This is a genomic window from Blastococcus sp. SYSU DS0616 (assembly GCF_054051015.1).
Window position 1 is genome coordinate 60224 of sequence record NZ_JBJHAJ010000012.1, and the last position, 16982, is coordinate 77205.

A 16982-nucleotide genomic window follows, 5' to 3' on the forward strand; every position below is an offset into this window, starting at 1 on the left:
ATGCGGGACGAGCCCGAGCGGCCGACCGCCGGGGAGCCCGACCCGGTCTGGGCGGGGGTCCCCGGCGGCGGCCGTGCGGTGCGGCTAGCTCAGCCCTGCGGCGTGACCCGCGTGAGGTCGATGTCGCCGAACACGTCGATCACCACGTCGCTGACGTTCTCCGAGTGGGCGGCCTGCTCCACGTCGAAGAACATCGGGATGATCGGCATGTCCTGGAGCAGGATGTCCTCGGCCTGGTTGTAGTACTCGATGGCCTCCTCGTTGCTCTCGGCGCTGTTGCCCTGCTGGATCAGCGCGTCGAACTCCGGGTTCGAGTAGAACGTGGCGTTGGAACCCGCCGGCGGCAGGGCCGCGGTGGAGTACAGCGGCTCCAGGTAGTTCTGCGGGCTCGGGTAGTCCATGCTCCAGCCGAGGCGGAAGGGACCGGTCACACCCTGCTCGTCCAGCAGCGGGAGGTACTCGGCGAAGTCGAGCTCGCCCCGCAGGACGTAGTCGACACCGACGTTCTCGCGCAGCTGGTTGCCCACGGCCTGCACCCACGCGTCGTGGCCGGCGCCCGCGTTGAACCACAGCTCGATCGGCTGGCTGCGGTCGAAGCCGGCCTCGTCGAGCAGCGCGTTGGCCTGGTCGACGTCCAGCTCGCAGTACTCGCAGGCACCCTCGCGGTAGCCGTCGACGACGGGCGCGACGTAGGCGTCGGCGGGCTCGCGGCTGCCGGCGAAGATGGCGTCGGAGATCGCCTGCCGGTCGACGGCCATCGACAGCGCCTGCCGCACCTGCGGGTCGGAGAAGCGCTCGTCGTAGGTCGGGTAGCCGAGGTAGGTGAACCCGGAGGACGGGGCCTCCAGGTACCGGTCGCCGAGCACGTCCTCGGCCGAGGCGATGGCGTCCGGCGGCAGGTCCGGCAGGACGTCGAGGTTGCCGGCCTGCAGGTCGTTGTAGCCGGTGTTCAGGTCGGCGTAGACCCGGAACTCCACCTGCTCGGCCTGGGCCTCCTCCTCGCCGGCGTAGTCCTCGTACCGGGTCACGGTGAAGCCCTGGCCGGGGACGAACTCCTCGGTCGCCTCGAACGGGCCGTTGCCGATCGGCTGGCTGCCGAAGCCCTCCGGGTCCTCGAAGAACGCCTCGGGCATGGGCCAGAAGGCGTTGTAGCCGACGGTCACCGGGAACTGGGCGAACGGGGTCGCGAGGGTCACCTCGAAGGTGTTCTCGTCGATGACCTCGAGGCCGCTCATCTCCTCGGCGGCCGGGTCACCGGTGACGTTGCCCTCGTCGTCGGTGGGGGCCTGCAGGTCGTCGTAGCCCAGGATGTTCGAGAAGAAGTACGAGGCACCCTGCGCGTTCGGGCTGTAGGCCGTGTAGTTCCACGCGTCGACGAACGACTGCGCGGTCACCGGGGTGCCGTCGTGGAAGGTCCAGCCCTCCTTGAGCTCGACGGTCCAGGTGGTGTTGTCCTCGGACTCGATCGACTCCGCGACGCCGGTGTACTGCACCTCGCCGTCCGTGGCGTACTCCACCAGGCCGGTCCACAGACCGGAGATGATCTGGTGGCCCTCGCTCTCGGTGGTGTTACCCGGGATGAGGGCGTTCTCCGGCTCGCCGACGTAGATGCTGTAGGTGCCGCCGCCGTCGGCGGAGGTGCCGCCGCCGCCGCCGTTGTCGTCGCTGCCACCACAGGCGGACAGCATCATCGCGGCGGCGACGCCGGCCGCGACGAGCCCACCTCTGCGCTTGCTCAACTTCACGTGCAATGCCTCCCTCGACCCGCGCGAGCGGGGGGAACGGACAGGTCGACCCACGACCCGCGGGCGACTGGATGGTCTCGAGCCGGACGCAGCCGGACCGGGGAGGACCGGGACTGCGACGGGTGGACCCTAGGCACGCCCCGGAGAGGGTGTCCACGGACGTCATCGAGTTGTGACCTGGGCTCACGATCCGCGCGCTGACCGTAACTTCCACGCCTCGCAGGGCATCCGGCGGGCGGTCCTCCCGCCACGGGCGCAGGTGGACCGGAGGCTTTCCGGTGCGCGTGTCGGGGAACGTCGGGGCGGGTACGACCGCTCCGAGCAACCGACGACCGGAGGTACTGCGATGAGCGGCACGGACAAGACGACGAGCAAGATCGAGGAGCTGTCCGGCAAGGGGAAGCAGGCGCTCGGGAACGCCACCGACGACCGCGACCTCCAGGCCGAGGGCAAGAAGGAAGAGTCCAAGGGCAGCCTCAAGCAGGCCGGCGAGAAGGTGAAGGACGCCTTCAAGTAAGGCCTCCGCACCCCTCGCACAGGGGCTACGGCGACGACGGGCGCCGCTCCCACCGGGAGCGGCGCCCGTTCCCGTTCCGACGGTGGCGAGACGGCTCCACGGCCCCGCCGGCGCTCAGCGGCGGGCGAGCAGTGCCCGGACGGCGGGGAGCAGGGGGCGGTCGGCGGGGATCCAGTCGAGCGCGTCGAGGTCGGCGGCGCCGACCCAGCGCAGTTCGGTGTGCTCCCGCGCCTCCGGCCGGCCGGAGGCGATCCGCGCCTCCCACACCCGCATCGTCGAGGCCCCGGGCGCACCGCCGCCGACCACACCGTCCAGGAGCACCTCCCCCAGGAAGGACTCGGGCACGACCGCCACCCCGAGCTCCTCGGCGCACTCCCGCACGAGCGCCGCCCGGTCGGTCTCCCCCGGGTCGACCTTGCCGCCGGGGAACTCCCAGCAGCCGTCGAAGGGCCCGCCCGAGCGCTGCGCCACCAGCACCCGGTCCCCCTCGACCAGCGCGGCACCGACGACCTGCACGACCTCGCGCGCCCGCAGCGCGGCCGCCGCGGCGTACGCGTCCAGGTGCGCCCGCATGGCACGGGCGATCCGGCGCCGCAGCACGACCCGGTCGACGACGGCCCCCACCGCGCCGGGCAGCCCGGTCTCCCAGGCGACCTGCTCCTCGACCAGCGTGCCGGCGCCGGTGGCGGAGAAGCAGCGCGAGTGGGTGACCCAGCCGCCCGACCCGACCGCAGCGGTGAACACGTCCCGCTCCGGCCGCACCGCGACGACCTCCGCCAGCGGGAACGGCCAGGGCCGGCCCAGGGCACGGGCGACGTCGAACGCCACGGTCAGCGGCGCCTCCACCGAGGTGGTGAAACGCAGCTGGAACACCCGGGCACTCTCCCAGATCACGGCAGTATGGGCAGCGTGCGCATCAACGCCCGGGTCGACTACGCCGTCCGAGCCGTCGTGGAGCTCGCCGCGGCGGCCCCGGAGGCGCTGACCTGCGATCGGATCGCGACCGCCCAGGACATCCCCAACCGCTTCCTGCAGGCCATCCTCGCCGACCTGCAGCACGCCCGCCTGGTCACCAGCCAGCGCGGCCGGGACGGCGGGTACCGGCTGGCCCTGCCCGCGTCGGAGATCTCGATCGCCCGCGTGATGCGGGTGGAGCAGGGTTTCCTCGCCGAGGTGCACGGCCAGCGGCCGGAGGACGTCAGCTACCCCGGCGCCGCCACCGGCCTGGCCGAGGTGTGGGTCGCCGCCCGCGAGGCCTACCGCCGGGTGCTCGAGGGGGTGACCGTGGCCGACGTCGTCGCCGGGCAGCTCCCCCCGCACGCAGCCGAGCTGGTCGCGCTCGACGCCGCGTGGCGGTCCTTCAGCGAGCCCGTGCCGACCGAGGGCGGCCACGACGCACCGGCCGACGGGGCGCGGCCTCCCCGCCCCGTCGGGTGAGCCCTGCACCGGGCCGCCCGGAATGTGGGAGGATCGCGACATGACCGACCGCGGCAGTCTCCTCGTCGCGCGTCTGCACATCGACCTGGCGCTCGTCTCCAGCGCCGCCTGTCGCGCCGCGCGCTGACCCAGGTCCCTCGCGCAGCTGTCCCGCTGCGTCCCGAACCAGCAGCGCCTCCCACCCCGGCCGGCTGCCGGGCGGTCGGCGAGCGCAGGAAGAAGTACGCCACGTGAGCACCCCCACCCGGAGCAGCAACCGGCCGCAACGCGGTCAGGGCCAGTGGGCGCTGGGCTACCGCGAACCGCTCAACCCCAACGAGCGGATGAAGAAGGACTCCGACGGCCTCGAGGTGCGCCAGCGGATCCTGGACATCTACTCGAAGACCGGCTTCGACGGCATCGACCCCGGGGACCTGCGGGGTCGCATGCGCTGGATGGGCCTCTACACCCAGCGCGCCCAGGGCATCCCCGGCGGCAAGACCGCCGTGCTGGAGCCCGAGGAGCTCGAGGACTCCTACTTCATGATGCGCGCGCGCATCGACGGCGGGCAGCTGACCAGCGACGCGCTGCGCGTCCTCGGCGGCATCAGCACCGAGTTCGGCCGCGACGTCGCCGACGTCACCGACCGGCAGAACGTGCAGTACCACTGGATCCGCATCGAGGACGTGCCCGAGATCTGGCGGCGGCTGGAGTCGGTGGGCCTCTCCACGATGGAGGCCTGCGGCGACGTGCCGCGCGTGATGCTCGGCTGCCCGCTGGCCGGGATCCTCGAGGACGAGGTCATCGACGCCACCGACGTCATCGCCGAGACCGTCGCCAAGTACGTGGGCAGCCCCGAGTTCAGCAACCTGCCCCGCAAGTGGAAGACGTCGATGTCCGGCTGCGTCGACCACTGCACCGAGCCCGAGATCGACGACGTCTCGTTCGTCGGCGTCGTGAACGAGGCGGGCGAGGCCGGCTACGACCTGTGGGTCGGTGGCGGGCTGTCCACCAACCCGATGTTCGCCCAGCGGATCGGCGTCTTCGTCCGGCCCGACCAGGTCACCGACGTCTGGGCCGCCTGCACGTCGGTCTTCCGCGACTACGGCTACCGCCGGCAGCGCAACCGGGCCCGGATCAAGTTCCTCATGGCCGACTGGGGCCCGGAGAAGTTCCGCCAGGTGCTGCAGGACGAGTACCTGGAGGAGGCGCTGCCCGACGGCCCGGCGCCCGCCCCCGCGAAGCACGACCAGCGCGACCACGTCGGCGTCGCCAAGCAGAAGGACGGCAACAACGCCGTCGGCTTCGCGCTGCGCACCGGCCGGATCACCGGCTCGCTGCTCACCACGATCGCGAACCTCGCCGACGAGTACGGGCAGGGGCGCATCCGGACGACGACGCAGCAGAAGCTGGTCATCCTCGACGTCCCCGACGAGCGGGTGGAGGCGCTGGTCGAGGCCCTGGCCGAGCACGACCTGCAGGTGCGCCCGAGCGCGTTCCGCCGCGGCACGATGGCCTGCACCGGCCTGGAGTTCTGCAAGCTGGCGATCGTGGAGACCAAGCAGCACGCGCAGGAGCTCTACGCCGAGCTGGAGCGGCGGCTGCCGGACTTCGACGTGCCGATCGGCATCAACGTCAACGGGTGCCCGAACAGCTGCGCCCGCTTCCAGACCGCCGACATCGGCTTCAAGGGCTCGATGGTGCGCGACGACACCGGCGAGATGGTCGAGGGCTTCCAGGTCCACCTCGGCGGCCACCTCGGGGTGGAGGCCACCTTCGGTCGCAAGTTCCGCGGGCACAAGGTGACGAAGGCGGAGACCGCCGACTACTGCGAGCGCGTGCTGCGCGGCTTCCTCGACCGCCGGACGCCGGGCGAGTCCTTCGCCCACTACGTCTCCCGCGCCGAGGAGGCCTGGCTGCTGTGACCGAGGAGCCGGAGCCGGGAAGGACCCGGCAGCTGCCGGTGTTCCACTGCCCGTACTGCGGGGACGAGGAGCTGACCCCCTACGACGGGGAGTCGGCCGGTGGCTGGCGCTGCGGCGCCTGCCTCCGTGCGTTCACCGTCCGACTGCTCGCCACGGGGGTGCCGGAATGACCACTGCGATCGCACCGACACCGGAACTCGCCGCCGACGCCGATGCCCGCTTCGAGGGCATCGCCGACCCGGTGGAGCAGGCGCTGGCCGTGCTGCGCTGGGCCGGGGAGACCTTCGGCGACCAGTTCGCGATCACGTCGTCCATGGCCGACGGGCTGCTGTCGCACCTGGCCTCCCGGGTGATCCCCGGCGTCAACGTGGTCTTCCTCGACACCGGCTACCACTTCGCCGAGACGATCGGGACCCGCGACTGGGTCAGCAGCGTGCTGCCGATCACGCTGCACAACGTCACCCCGCCGCAGACAGTGGCGGAGCAGGACCTCGCCTTCGGGCCGAAGCTGCACGACCGGGATCCGGACCTCTGCTGCGAGCTGCGCAAGGTGAAGCCGCTGGCGCAGGCGCTGGCCGGGTTCACGGCCTGGGGCTCGGGCGTGCGGCGCGACGAGTCGCCGACGCGCGCCGGCACCCGGCTCGTCGACTGGGACGCCAAGCGCGGCATGGTGAAGGTCAACCCGATGGCGGCCTGGACCCAGGACGTCGTCGACGCCTACACGACCGAGCACCAGGTCCCGGTGAACCCGCTGTTCGAGATCGGCTACGGCTCGATCGGCTGCGCGCCCTGCACCCGGCCGGTCGCGCCGGGCGAGGACCCGCGGGCCGGGCGCTGGGCCGGCTCCACCAAGACCGAGTGCGGCCTGCACCTCTGAGGAACCACCCCTGAAAGGGCCTCGTCCCTCCCCGCGCCGCGGGCCCCGGGGACGAGGCCGTTCCAGTACGTCGCCGCCGTTCCCTCACGTCACCATGGGCGGATGCCGCGCCCACCCCGCCTCTCCCCTGACGAGCTCGCCGCCGCGCTCCGCGCCCTCCCGCTGTGGTCGGGGGACGTCGACGGCATCCGCCGCACCGTCGAGCTGCCGAGCTTCCGCGCCGCCGTCGCCGCGATCGTCGCGATCGCGGACGTCGCGGAGGAGCTGGACCACCACCCGGACGTCGACCTGCGGTTCCGGCGCCTGCACCTGACGCTGGTCAGCCACTCCGCCGGCGGGGTGAGCGAGCTGGACCTGGAGCTGGCCCGCCGCATCGACGCCCTCCTGCCCTGAGACGACGCGAGCCCCGCACCGGACCGGTGCGGGGCTCGCGCTCCTCTCAGCTGCCGATGCGGCCACCGTCCGGGCGGTAGACGACGGCGACGCTCGGCCGCGGGAACGGCCGGTACGCCTGCATGTCGGGCCACCGGCTCGACGGGTTCTCCACCGTGGAGCCGGTCGTCTCACCGGGGTGCTGCACGGAGACGAACACCGACCGGCCGTCCGACGGGATCATCGGCCCGCTGCACTCGGCGCCGATGGGCACGGTGAGGAACGCCTTGAGGTGGCCGCGCTCCGGGCCCTGGGTGGGAACGGCGAAGAGCCCGTCGTTCGTGCCCCCGATGGTGCCCGCCTCCTGGTTCCGCGTGGAGAGCACGTTCCCGTCGGTGGAGATCCACAGGTTGCCGGCCGGGTCGAACTCCAGGTTGTCCGGGCACGAGATGGCGCTGACCTGCGACTTGTCGTACCCGGCGAAGTACGTGCCGGGGTACTCCGGGTCGCCGCAGAGGAGGAAGATCCGCCAGTTGAAGGTCTCCCCGGTGGCCGACCCGACCTCTTCCCACTCGATGACGTGCCCGTTGCGGTTGCCCGGCCGCTCCTCGAACCTCGCCGGCGTGCCGGCCTCGTCGTCGGCGGGCACGAACGCCCAGGAGCGGGTGAGCGGATTCGCCTCGTCCGCCCCCGGCCGGCCGTTCTGACCGGTCCGGTTCGAGTTGTTGGTCAGCGCCGCGTACACCCGGCCGTTGACCGGGTTGGTCTGGATGTCCTCGGGCCGGTCCATCTTGGTCGGCACCTTCGAGGGATCGATGACCTGGACGTTGTCCGGGTCCGGGAAGTCACCGTTCTCGTCGAGCAGCTTGCCCAGCCGGTCGGCGGCCTGGCGGGTGAAGACCAGGACCCACGCGACGTCCTTGCCCGGGATCATCGACCGGCCGTCCTTGACCAGCGGGATCCAGTGCCCGACCCCGTCGAACTCCCCGTCGGCGGGCAGCTGCCCGCTGCCGTCGATCTCGGCGGCCGGCGAGTCGCCGGTGAAGCGGGCGACGTAGAGGTCGCCCTCCTCCAGCAGGGTCATGTTGTGCTGCCGCGTCGCCCGGTCGGTGCCCTCCCGGTACTTCTTCTTCGACACGAACTTGTAGATGTAGTCGAAGCGCTCGTCGTCGCCCGAGTACGCGACCACCCGGCCGTCCTCGGCGATCCGCACATCGGCACCCTCGTGCTTGAAGCGCCCCAGGGCGGTGTGCTTCTTGGGCGTCGAGGTGGGGTCGTACGGGTCGAGCTCGACCACCCAGCCGAAGCGGTTGACCTCGTTGGGCTCCTTGCTGAGGTCGAACCGCGGGTCGACGGTGTGCCACTTGCGGGTCGGGACGTCCTCGGCGCTGACGCCGTACCGGCGCAGCGCCGCCATCTGGGTGGCCTCGCTGATCGGCGCCGTCGTCCCGAAGTACTGGTTGAAGTTCTCCTCGCCGTGCAGCGTCGTGCCCCACGGCGTGACGCCCCCCGCGCAGTTGTTCAGGGTGCCCAGGACGGTGCGCCCCTCGGGGTCGGCGCTGGTCCGCAGGTACTCGGACCCGGCGGCCGGCCCGGTCAGCTGGAAGGGGGTGTCCGTCGTGATCCGGCGGTTGCGGTCGCGCTCCCGCGTGGCCCGCCACTGACCGGCCGGACCCTCCCGGCGGACCTTCACCACCGAGATGCCGTGCGCCATCATCGCGACGCGCTTGTACTCGTCGGGGATGTCGCCCGCGCCCTCCTCGTCGGCGACACCGGCGAACATCAGCTGCTCGTCGGTGTACTCGTGGTTCACCACCAGCAGCGCGTTGCGGTCGTCCAGGGGCAGCCACCCGATGAAGTCGCAGTTGTAGCCGAACTGCTTGGCCTGGGCCTCGGGCGTCTGCCGGTCGATGCGGAACGGCGGCGCCCCGGGCAGCACCGGGTCACCCCAGCGCATGACCACGCTGGAGGCGTACCCGGTGGGGACGACCAGCTCGTCGAGGAAGTTCTGCTGGACCGGCTGGAACGTCAGGGCCCCGTCGGCGGCACCACCGCGGCGGGACGACGAGGTCTGGGCCGCGGCCGGGAGAGCCGGTCCGGCCGCGACGACCAGGGCGCTGACGCCGGCCGCCTTCAGCAGGTTGCGCCGGCTGAACGACTGCTGGACCACAGCCGCGAAGGTCGGGTTGTCCGTCGGGTTGGGGATGGCGCTGTCGCAGGCGTTGCCGCACTTGTAGAAGCAGGTCGTGTGGCTGCGGCTGCCGTGCCGGATGCCGGAGAGCAGGGGCAGCAGCGCGCGCTTGCGCGGCTCGAGGATGTCGGTCATCAGAACCCTCTGGGTCGAGAGGAAGTCGGGCGCGCGAAGCCAAACCGGCTCCGGCCACCACGACGTGACCGAGCAGTGAACGAGCGCTGACCTCCTGGCCACCGTTTGCGCCACGCGCCGTGGGTGACGGGTGACGGCCCGCGTCCGGTGACGGGCAGCACCGCGACGGCCGCGCCGGAGCCGCCGGCGGTTGCCCGACCGCAGCCGAGGTCGGGGTCAGCCCTCGACCGGGAGCACCAGCACGCGCAGCAGCCGGTCGGCCTCGGCGTCGGGGTCGGCCGTCAGGCCGGTGTGCACCGGGCCCGGCTGGACGACGGTGCTGCGGGGCGCGGTGAGCCAGCGGAACCGGGCCCCGAGCGCCTCCCGACCGGCCGCACCGACGCCCGGATCGGCCGAGCAGACGTCCGCGGCCGCCTGGAGCGCCCGGCCGATGGCCACCGGGTCGGCGGTGGGGTCCAGCGCGCGCAACCGGTCGACGTCGAGGTGCAGCCGCGAGCCCAGGTAGTCGCGCTGCCGGCAGTAGACGAGGACGCCGGCGTTGAGGAACTCCCCCCGCTCGACGCGCGGGACCACCCGCAGCACCGCGTACTCGAAGGTGTCCTTCATCGCTGGCTGATCCCCTCCGGCGGCGGCGGCCCCAGCCACGCGGGCCGGTTCTCCCCGCGCGGCGCCCGCCGGCGGCCCGCTCCCCCGGCGGCGGCCGCGGCGACCACCCCGGGCAGCCAGGCCGCGCGGGCGTCCAGCCGGGCGAGCAGCTGCTCGACGTACCGGGACCGTACGGCGTCGGGCGCGGCACCGGCCTGCGGGTCGTCGAGCCACTCGTCGGGCACCTGCGCCAGCACGCGGTCCAGCAGCTCCCGGGTGACCCGGCGGGCCAGCGCCGTGTCGGCCGCGGGCACGTCGGGGGCGCACTCGACCAGGGCGTGCGCGGACGCGTCGTAGGGCCGGGCCACGGCCGCTGCCGCCCCCGGCCAGTGGTGGTGGAAGGTGAGCGCGGCTCCGTGGTCGATCAGCTGCAGCCGACCGTGCCAGAACAGCATGTTTGGGTTCCGCCAGGAGCGGTCGACGTTGCCGATCAGCGCGTCGAACCACAGCACCCGGCCGGCGAGCTCCGGGTCGACCCCGTCGGCGCCGGCCTCGAAGTCCAGCGCGCCGGGGAGGTAGTCCAGCCCGAGGTTGCGACCGGCCGACCGCTGCAGCAGCTCCTGCACCTCGTGGTCGGGCTCGCCCACGGCCAGCTCGGGGACGACGTCGACGGTGACCAGCGCCGGCACCGGCAGCCCCAGCGCCCGGGCGAGCTCGGCGCAGACGACCTCGGCGACCAGCACCTTCACGCCCTGCCCCGCCGCGCGCCACTTCACCACGTAGGTGCCCAGGTCGTCGGCCTCCATGAGCCCGGGCAGCGACCCACCCTCGCGCAGCGGGGTGACGTAGCGGGTGGCGGTGACAGCGGGCAGCACAGTGGGGTCAACCTACGCCCGGTGCGGCTGCCCGCGTCGTGCCCGACGCGGAGGTACCCGTCCGCGTCGCCGAGCCGCAGCGGCGCTCGCGGCACCGCGGGCCCCTTGACCGCACCCGGCAGCGGGAGCGGGTGGACGGGACACTGGGGACGTGGGCCTCCTGCGCGCGACCGATCCGGCACTGCTCGCCGAGGCGCCGTTCACCTACGCCGAGGTGGGCGCCACGGGGGGCGAGGCGCTGCCGGCCGGCTACCACCACGCGGAGCACTCCGCGGTCGTGGGCGCCGGGCCGGCGGCCTTCGAGCGGGCGGCCGCCGCGGTGCTCGGCTGGCGGGCGCAGCGCGGTGCCGGCCTGCGGATCCGCGCCTCGGGGCCGGCCGGCGTACCGGGCACCGTCGTGGTCCTGACCGCGGGGCTGCCGCGGCTGGGGTACGACATCCCCTGCCGCGTCGTGTGGGCCGCCACCGAGGGGAACGAGCGGGGCTTCGCCTACGGCACGCTGCCCGGCCACCCGGAGAGCGGCGAGGAGCGGTTCACCGTCCGGCTCACCGACGACGGGGACGTCGTCTACACGATCCGGGTCTTCTTCCGCCTGGCCTCGCCCGCCGCCCGACTGGCGGGTCCGCTGAGCCTGGCGCTCCAGCGGGTGGCCACCGCCCGGTACGTGTCGGCGATCCGCCGGGCCGTGCGGAGCTAGACGTCGCGGCGCACCAGCAGCGCCGCACCCAGCAGCCAGGCCGCCGCCGCCCAGGCGCCGGCCACGAGCAGGCCGGTCTGCCACGAGGTCGCCGCCGCGAGGAAGGCGTCCTCCCCCACCCGGAACGCCGGCAGCCAGCGCGAGACCCGCACGCTGAGCTCCGTGCCGGCGATCGCGAGCACCGGCGGGAGCACCAGCACCAGGGCGAGCGCGGCGCCGAGGGCGCCGGCGCTCGAGCGCAGGACCGCCCCCAGGCCGACGGCGAGCACCCCGGTGAGCGCCGCCCCGGCGACCTGCAGCCACAGCTGGCGCAGCACATCGGCATCGGTGGGCGGGATGCCGCCGGGGACGGCGGTGAGCCGGGTGGCGGCCAGCAGGCAGAAGGCGGCCACGACCGCGGTGAGGAGCACGCTCCAGGCGACGACGACGACGGTCTTTGCGAGCAGCAGCCGACCTCGGCGCGGCACCGCGGTGAAGGTGGCCAGCGCCAGCCCGGTGCGGAACTCGCTGCTGACCACCAGCACGCCGAGGACCACCAGCGGCACGGGGCCGAAGCCGAACCCGGTGAGCGCCGAGCTCACCGCGAGGTCCGCGCGCGGAGCCGCCTGCGTGGTGGCCGCGGCGAGCCAGCCCGCGCCGCCGGCCAGCAGCACGAACAGCGCCGAGCACCACCAGGTGGAGCGCGTCGACCGCAGCTTGGTCCACTCGCTGCCCACGACCGCGGAGAACGGCACGCCGCGGCTCACGGGGTGACCGCCCGGTACTCGACGTCGTCGCCGGTCAGCTCCAGGTACGCCTCCTCGAGGGAGGTGGCGACCGGGCTGAGCTCGTGCAGCCGCACGCCGAGGTCGTGCGCGAGGTCCCCGACCTCGGCGGCCGCCAGCCCGTCGACCCGCAGGGACCCGTCGATCTCCAGCTCGACCGAGCCGCCGGCGCGCTGCACCGCCGACGCCAGGAGCGGGGCCTGCGGGCTGCGCACCCGGACGGCGACGTGCGCGCCGAGCAGCTCGCCCATCGGGACGTCGGCGAGCAGCCGGCCACGGCCGAGGACGACGAGGTGGTCGGCGGTGTCCTGCATCTCGCTCATCAGGTGGCTCGAGACCAGCACGGTCCGCCCTTCGTGGGCGAGATCGCGCAGCAGCTCGCGCACCCACCGGATCCCCTCCGGATCGAGCCCGTTGACCGGCTCGTCGAGCAGCAGGACCTGCGGGTCACCGAGCAGGGCGGCGGCGATGCCGAGTCGTTGCGCCATGCCGAGGGAGAAGCCCCGCACCCGCTCGTGGGCGACCGGCTCCAGCCCGACCAGCCCGATCACGTCGTCCACCCGGCGCCGCGGCAGCGCGTTGCTCCGCGCCAGCGCGAGCAGGTGGGCGTGGGCGGTGCGCCCCGGGTGGCGGGCGCGCGGGTCGATCAGCGCACCGACCTCCCGCACCGGGTGAGCCAGCTCGCGGTACGGCCGGCCCAGCACCGTCGCCGTCCCTGCCGTGGGCCGGGCCAGGTCCAGCACGCAGCGCATCGTCGTCGTCTTGCCCGAGCCGTTGGGCCCGAGGAAGCCGGTGACCCGGCCGGGCTGCACCGTGACCGTCAGCCGGTCGACGGCGACCCGGGCGCGGTAGCGCTTGGTCAGACCGTCGAGCTCGATCACGCCGCCAGGATGGCGGGAGCCCGCCGCGACCGGCCGGAGGCGCGCTGCTCAGTGGCCGGAGGCGACGGCCGCGCGCTCCCGCTCGATCAGCTCCTTGCTCCGCACCAGGCGAATCAGGGTGACCACGAACAGCCCCCCCGCCATGTTGAGCAGCACGGTGTACCAGAACCAGCCCAGCCAGTCGATGTAGCCGAACGGGGCGCCGGCGTGCAGCGCGCCGAAGATCAGCAGCGAGTCCAGGATCGAGTGGAACAGCACCAGCCCGGCGAGCAGGAAGCCGCCGATCACCGAGGCGACGATCTTCCCCGTCTCGGAGTGCGCGCCGTGCTGCATGCGCGTCATCAGCGTGATCACGCTGCCGGCCAGGAAGGCCAGGGAGACCGCCTGGACGTCCAGCGGCGCCTCGACGAAGTGCGCCGCCGACTCGACGGCGGTGTCCGCCAGCTCGGGGAAGGCGAGGACGACCACCCACATGACCAGCCAGCCGCCGACGAGGTTGGCGACCAGCGTCCCGGCCCACAGCTTCGCCAGCTGGGCGGTGCTCGCCCGCCCGGCGAACACCGCGGTGACCGGGACCAGGAAGCCCTCGGTGAACAGCTCGCTGCGCCCGAGCATCAGCGCGATCAGGCCGATGCTGAACGCCAGGCCGGCGAGCAGCTCGCTGCCCGTGGCCTCCAGGACCGCCAGCAGGGCGAGCACGCCGACGGCGATCTCCAGCCCGCCGGCCAGCCCCGTTGCCAGCACCTCCCGCCACCGGCGGTGCAGGCGCTGCGCACCCTCGCTGACGATCTTCTCGAACGCCTCGGCGACCTCGTCCTCGGCGGGGACGTCGGTCTCGCCCAGCTCCGCGCGCTTCCGGTCCTGCTCCTGGTCCTCCACGGTGCTCCTCCGATCGTCGACACCGGGACCGGGGACCGGGCGGCGCGTTGGCGCGGCCCTACCCGGAGCGGTCCCGCCCCCACACGTGATCGTGCTCATCGCCGGTCATCGGCGGCGTGGCTACGGTCCGGTGATGACCATTCCCGACGAGCGCCTGGCTGCGCTGCTCCGCGCACGCGGCGCCGAGGAGATCGGCCATCCCGGCGGCACGCTGGCCGCGCACCTGGAGCGGGTGCAGCGAACGCTCGCCCGGCTGGGCGCCACCCCCGACGTGCAGCTCGCCGGCCGGGCGCACGCGGTGTACGGCACCGACGGGTTCGACGTCCGGCTGCTCGCCGACGACGAGCGGCCGCTGCTCGCGGCGATCATCGGTGCGGCCGCGGAGGCATTGGTCCATCGGTACGGCAGCTGCGACCGCGACCGGACGTGGGAGGACCTGGCGTCGACCGGTCTCCTGCACGATCGCCGGACCCGCGACGTCGAGCGGCTGGACGGCGCGCAGCTGCGCGCCTTCGCCGACCTCAGCCTGGTCAACGAGCTCGACGTCGCCGAGCACGCCCCCGGGTTCGTCGAGCAGCACGGCGCGTACTTCCACCGCCTCGCCGAAGCCTGGGCGCCGGTGCTCAGCCCCGCGGTGCTGACCGAGGCGCGCCGCGTCCTCGACTGCGGCCTTCCGCACCGCGGGCGACAGCCACCGCCCAGCCGATGTAGCTGACGTTCACCAGCAGCCGCGCGGCGATGCCCGGCCGCCGGTCGAACAGCCGGGTCGCCGTCGACGCGCGGCGCAACGGGTCGAGGTGGGCCGGCAGGTACGCGGTGACGAGGGCGGCGGCCAGCCAGGCTCCCGCCCGGCGGGTGGCGGGACGGGTGAGCAGCACCCCCGCGAGCACGTCGGCGGCGCCGCTGACCGCGACCGCCGCACTCGGCGCCGGCACCCACGGCGGCACGAGCCCCCGGAAGTACCCGGGGACGACGGTGCGGCCGGCACCCGACCCGATCATGAGCCCCGCCAGGGCCCTGGCGGCCAGATCCTCCACATCGCCTCCTCGGCCCTCGCCGGTCACGGCGGCTGCGACCGCCGCCCGGCACCCCGACCGTCACCGTGCACGACGGCCCGCCGTCGTGCCAGACCATGACACGCGTCACGGGTCGGGCGTGCGGACGGCGGCGCAGGTCGTGAACGACGGCACCTGTGCAGCGCCCGACCGGGCGGCAACGTGGGGGGTGCGACCCGGAGAACCGGCCCGACGGCGGCCGGCGGGGCGCGCCGAGGAGGTTCTGGATGACCACCGTCGACCACTCCCCCCGCGCCCGGCCAGGACCGCGGCCGGACGCGCCACCGGCGGTCGAGGTCGTGGACCTGTGCCGGCGCTACGGCGACTTCGAAGCCGTCCGGGGCATCTCCTTCGAGGTGCACCCCGGCGAGGTGTTCGCGCTGCTCGGCGTCAACGGCGCCGGCAAGACGTCCGCGCTGGAGGTGCTGGAGGGGCTGGCCCGGCCCGACGGGGGCACCGTGCGGATCCTGGGCGCCGATCCCCACCGCGAGCCCGCCGCCGTCCGCCCGCACCTGGGAGTGCTGCTGCAGAGCAGCGGCCTGCCCGGCGATCTCACCGTCGGCGAGACGGTGTCCACCTGGGCGCGGACCCTGACGTCCCCGCGCCCGGTGGACGAGGCGCTCGCGCAGGTCGGCATGACCGGCCGGACGGACGTCCGCGTGCGCAGCCTCTCCGGCGGCGAGCGCCGCCGCCTGGACCTCGCCCTCGCCCTCCTGGGCCGGCCGCGCGTCCTGGTGCTCGACGAGCCCACCACCGGCCTGGACCCGGAGAGCCGGCGGACGGTGTGGTCGCTGGTGCAGGAGATGGTGCGGGGCGGGACGGCGGTCGTGCTCACCACCCACCACCTCGAGGAGGCCGAGGAGCTGGCCGACCGGATCGCCATCCTGCGCGCCGGCCGGATCGAGCTGGAAGGCACCCCGGTCGAGATCACCGCGGCCCAGCCGGCCACCGTCCGCTTCACCCTCGACCGGGACGTTCCCCCGCTGCCGCCGCTGCCCGGTACCCGGCTCGTCGCCCCCGCTCCCCGGGTCGAGCTGCACACCCGCGACCTCCAGGCGGCGCTGACCACGCTGCTGGCCTGGGCCGCCGACCACGACGTCCAGCTGGCGGGCCTGCAGGCGCGGTCGGCCTCCCTGGAGCAGGCCTTCCTGGCCGTCGCCGACGGCGCCTCCCCGATCACCGACCGATCCGCCCCCGAGAGCAGGAGCGCCTGATGCCCGCCCCCACGTCCACCGCCCCGTCCACGACGTCGCCCGCCGGGCCGAGCCGGCTCCGGCGCACCCTCGCCCTCGCCGGCGCCGAGACCCGGCTCTACCTGCGCAACCGCACCGCCGTGGTGAACTCGGCGGTGCTGCCGCTGCTGCTGGTCGCTGCCGTCCCGCTGCTCGGCTTCGGTGACGGCGCGGTCCCGGTCGGCCCCCGGCTGCTGGTCAGCGCGATCGGCGTGATGCTGGTCTTCCTGACCTACACCAACCTGCTCACCACGTTCGTCGCCCGCCGGGAGGACCTGGTCCTGCAGCGGATGCGCACCGGCGAGCTCACCGGCGCGGAGGTGATCCTCGGGACCGCCACACCGACCCTGCTGATCACGGTGGGCCAGGTGGTCCTCGTCGGCGCCGGGATCGCCGTCCTCGGCGAGTGGGCGATGCCGGTGGACGTCGTCCTGCCGCTGGTGGCACTGATCGGCGGCGGCGCGCTGATGCTGCTGCTGGCGGCCGCGAGCACCGCGTTCACCCGCACGCCCGAGAGCGCGCAGATCACCGCGCTCCCGCTGCTGCTGGTCTCCACCACGCTGTCCGGGCTGTTCTTCCCGCTCTCCGTGCTGCCCGACCCGCTCGCCACCGCGGCCCGGTTCCTGCCGCTCACCCCGGCCGTCGAGCTGAGCCAGCTCGGTCTGGCGGGGCAGACCTGGAGCGGCGAGGCGGTGGACTGGGCCGGCGCGTGGAGCGCGGCGACGCTGCCGCTGGCGGTGCTCGCGGGCTGGCTCGTCGTCGCCGGCGTGCTCGCCCGGCGGGGGTTCCGCTGGGCGCCACGGCGGTGAGCCCGGCGACGGCGCGCCGGTCGGGCA

General features: G+C 73.9%; 19 protein-coding genes. 10 read left to right on the forward strand and 9 right to left on the reverse strand.

Features of this window, described 5'->3' with window-relative positions:
* Positions 1-89: 89 nt before the first annotated feature.
* A complete protein-coding gene (locus tag ACI79K_RS11005) occupies positions 90-1745 on the reverse strand; it encodes a peptide ABC transporter substrate-binding protein (protein ID WP_456587291.1) in 1656 nt (551 codons plus the stop codon).
* Between the two features lie 346 nt (positions 1746-2091).
* On the opposite strand from ACI79K_RS11005, the gene ACI79K_RS11010 reads away from it, so the two are divergent.
* A complete protein-coding gene (locus ACI79K_RS11010) occupies positions 2092-2262 on the forward strand; it encodes a CsbD family protein (protein WP_456587290.1) in 171 nt (56 codons plus the stop codon).
* A gap of 114 nt (positions 2263-2376) precedes the next feature.
* Here the strand turns inward: ACI79K_RS11010 and ACI79K_RS11015 are convergent, their stop codons facing one another.
* Positions 2377-3135 carry a (deoxy)nucleoside triphosphate pyrophosphohydrolase gene (locus tag ACI79K_RS11015; RefSeq protein WP_456599708.1) on the reverse strand — a complete coding sequence of 253 codons (759 nt, stop codon included), beginning with the start codon at positions 3133-3135 and terminating at the stop codon, positions 2377-2379.
* Between the two features lie 27 nt (positions 3136-3162).
* Between ACI79K_RS11015 and ACI79K_RS11020 the strand changes: the two genes are divergently transcribed.
* From ACI79K_RS11020 to ACI79K_RS11040, 5 genes are all read left to right on the forward strand, one after another.
* Positions 3163-3699: an RrF2 family transcriptional regulator gene (locus ACI79K_RS11020; RefSeq protein ID WP_456587288.1), complete on the forward strand. Its 537-nt coding sequence runs from the start codon at positions 3163-3165 to the stop codon at positions 3697-3699.
* 230 nt (positions 3700-3929) lie between these two features.
* Positions 3930-5603 (forward strand): nitrite/sulfite reductase, encoded by a 1674-nt coding sequence (locus tag ACI79K_RS11025; RefSeq protein ID WP_456587287.1) that lies wholly within the window; start codon positions 3930-3932, stop codon positions 5601-5603.
* The gene (locus ACI79K_RS11030; RefSeq protein WP_456587286.1) at positions 5600-5773 is read left to right on the forward strand and encodes a hypothetical protein; all 174 of its coding nucleotides are present in this window, start codon (positions 5600-5602) and stop codon (positions 5771-5773) included. The genes ACI79K_RS11025 and ACI79K_RS11030 overlap by 4 nt, the downstream gene beginning before the upstream one ends.
* Complete coding sequence (locus tag ACI79K_RS11035; protein WP_456587285.1) at positions 5770-6480, forward strand: phosphoadenylyl-sulfate reductase; 711 nt, start codon at positions 5770-5772, stop codon at positions 6478-6480. The genes ACI79K_RS11030 and ACI79K_RS11035 overlap by 4 nt, the downstream gene beginning before the upstream one ends.
* Before the next feature lie 102 nt (positions 6481-6582).
* Positions 6583-6873: a 4a-hydroxytetrahydrobiopterin dehydratase gene (locus ACI79K_RS11040; RefSeq protein ID WP_456587284.1), complete on the forward strand. Its 291-nt coding sequence runs from the start codon at positions 6583-6585 to the stop codon at positions 6871-6873.
* A 46-nt stretch (positions 6874-6919) separates the two neighbouring features.
* Here the strand turns inward: ACI79K_RS11040 and ACI79K_RS11045 are convergent, their stop codons facing one another.
* From ACI79K_RS11045 to ACI79K_RS11055, 3 genes are all read right to left on the reverse strand, one after another.
* Entirely contained in the window at positions 6920-9178 is a 2259-nt protein-coding gene (locus tag ACI79K_RS11045; protein WP_456599709.1) for a PhoX family protein, read from the reverse strand.
* Between the two features lie 216 nt (positions 9179-9394).
* Positions 9395-9784 (reverse strand): DUF3037 domain-containing protein, encoded by a 390-nt coding sequence (locus tag ACI79K_RS11050; protein WP_456597446.1) that lies wholly within the window; start codon positions 9782-9784, stop codon positions 9395-9397.
* Entirely contained in the window at positions 9781-10638 is an 858-nt protein-coding gene (locus tag ACI79K_RS11055; protein ID WP_456587280.1) for a HipA family kinase, read from the reverse strand. The genes ACI79K_RS11050 and ACI79K_RS11055 overlap by 4 nt, the downstream gene beginning before the upstream one ends.
* Before the next feature lie 151 nt (positions 10639-10789).
* On the opposite strand from ACI79K_RS11055, the gene ACI79K_RS11060 reads away from it, so the two are divergent.
* Complete coding sequence (locus ACI79K_RS11060; protein ID WP_456599710.1) at positions 10790-11335, forward strand: DUF1990 family protein; 546 nt, start codon at positions 10790-10792, stop codon at positions 11333-11335.
* Here ACI79K_RS11060 and ACI79K_RS11065 read toward each other — a convergent pair.
* From ACI79K_RS11065 to ACI79K_RS11075, 3 genes are read right to left on the reverse strand one after another with little or no spacing between them, the layout of a single operon-like run.
* A complete protein-coding gene (locus tag ACI79K_RS11065; protein WP_456587278.1) occupies positions 11332-12081 on the reverse strand; it encodes an ABC transporter permease in 750 nt (249 codons plus the stop codon). The two genes, ACI79K_RS11060 and ACI79K_RS11065, sit on opposite strands and share 4 nt — an antisense overlap.
* Positions 12078-12980, reverse strand: coding sequence for an ABC transporter ATP-binding protein (locus tag ACI79K_RS11070; protein ID WP_456587277.1), 903 nt, complete (start codon positions 12978-12980; stop codon positions 12078-12080). The genes ACI79K_RS11065 and ACI79K_RS11070 overlap by 4 nt, the downstream gene beginning before the upstream one ends.
* 48 nt (positions 12981-13028) lie before the next feature.
* Positions 13029-13859, reverse strand: a complete 831-nt coding sequence (locus ACI79K_RS11075) for a formate/nitrite transporter family protein (protein WP_456587276.1) — start codon at positions 13857-13859, stop codon at positions 13029-13031.
* A gap of 133 nt (positions 13860-13992) precedes the next feature.
* Between ACI79K_RS11075 and ACI79K_RS11080 the strand changes: the two genes are divergently transcribed.
* Complete coding sequence (locus ACI79K_RS11080; protein ID WP_456599711.1) at positions 13993-14574, forward strand: DUF6817 domain-containing protein; 582 nt, start codon at positions 13993-13995, stop codon at positions 14572-14574.
* Here ACI79K_RS11080 and ACI79K_RS11085 read toward each other — a convergent pair.
* Positions 14483-14896, reverse strand: a complete 414-nt coding sequence (locus ACI79K_RS11085; RefSeq protein WP_456587274.1) for a DoxX family protein — start codon at positions 14894-14896, stop codon at positions 14483-14485. The two genes, ACI79K_RS11080 and ACI79K_RS11085, sit on opposite strands and share 92 nt — an antisense overlap.
* 245 nt (positions 14897-15141) lie before the next feature.
* Here ACI79K_RS11085 and ACI79K_RS11090 point away from each other — a divergent pair, with 245 nt between their 5' ends.
* Positions 15142-16128 (forward strand): ABC transporter ATP-binding protein, encoded by a 987-nt coding sequence (locus tag ACI79K_RS11090; protein WP_456587273.1) that lies wholly within the window; start codon positions 15142-15144, stop codon positions 16126-16128.
* The gene (locus ACI79K_RS11095) at positions 16128-16955 is read left to right on the forward strand and encodes an ABC transporter permease (RefSeq protein ID WP_456587272.1); all 828 of its coding nucleotides are present in this window, start codon (positions 16128-16130) and stop codon (positions 16953-16955) included. Before ACI79K_RS11090 ends, ACI79K_RS11095 begins: the two co-directional genes overlap by 1 nt.
* Positions 16956-16982: the final 27 nt, after the last annotated feature.

Coding starts and splice junctions, on each gene's coding strand:
- ACI79K_RS11010 (WP_456587290.1), top strand. CDS start 2,092: ATGAGCGGCACGGACAAGACGACGAGCAAGATCGAGGAGCTGTCCGGC.
- ACI79K_RS11020 (WP_456587288.1), top strand. CDS start 3,163: ATGGGCAGCGTGCGCATCAACGCCCGGGTCGACTACGCCGTCCGAGCC.
- ACI79K_RS11035 (WP_456587285.1), top strand. CDS start 5,770: ATGACCACTGCGATCGCACCGACACCGGAACTCGCCGCCGACGCCGAT.
- ACI79K_RS11040 (WP_456587284.1), top strand. CDS start 6,583: ATGCCGCGCCCACCCCGCCTCTCCCCTGACGAGCTCGCCGCCGCGCTC.
- ACI79K_RS11045 (WP_456599709.1), bottom strand. CDS start 9,178: ATGACCGACATCCTCGAGCCGCGCAAGCGCGCGCTGCTGCCCCTGCTC.
- ACI79K_RS11050 (WP_456597446.1), bottom strand. CDS start 9,784: ATGAAGGACACCTTCGAGTACGCGGTGCTGCGGGTGGTCCCGCGCGTC.
- ACI79K_RS11080 (WP_456599711.1), top strand. CDS start 13,993: ATGACCATTCCCGACGAGCGCCTGGCTGCGCTGCTCCGCGCACGCGGC.
- ACI79K_RS11090 (WP_456587273.1), top strand. CDS start 15,142: ATGACCACCGTCGACCACTCCCCCCGCGCCCGGCCAGGACCGCGGCCG.
- ACI79K_RS11095 (WP_456587272.1), top strand. CDS start 16,128: ATGCCCGCCCCCACGTCCACCGCCCCGTCCACGACGTCGCCCGCCGGG.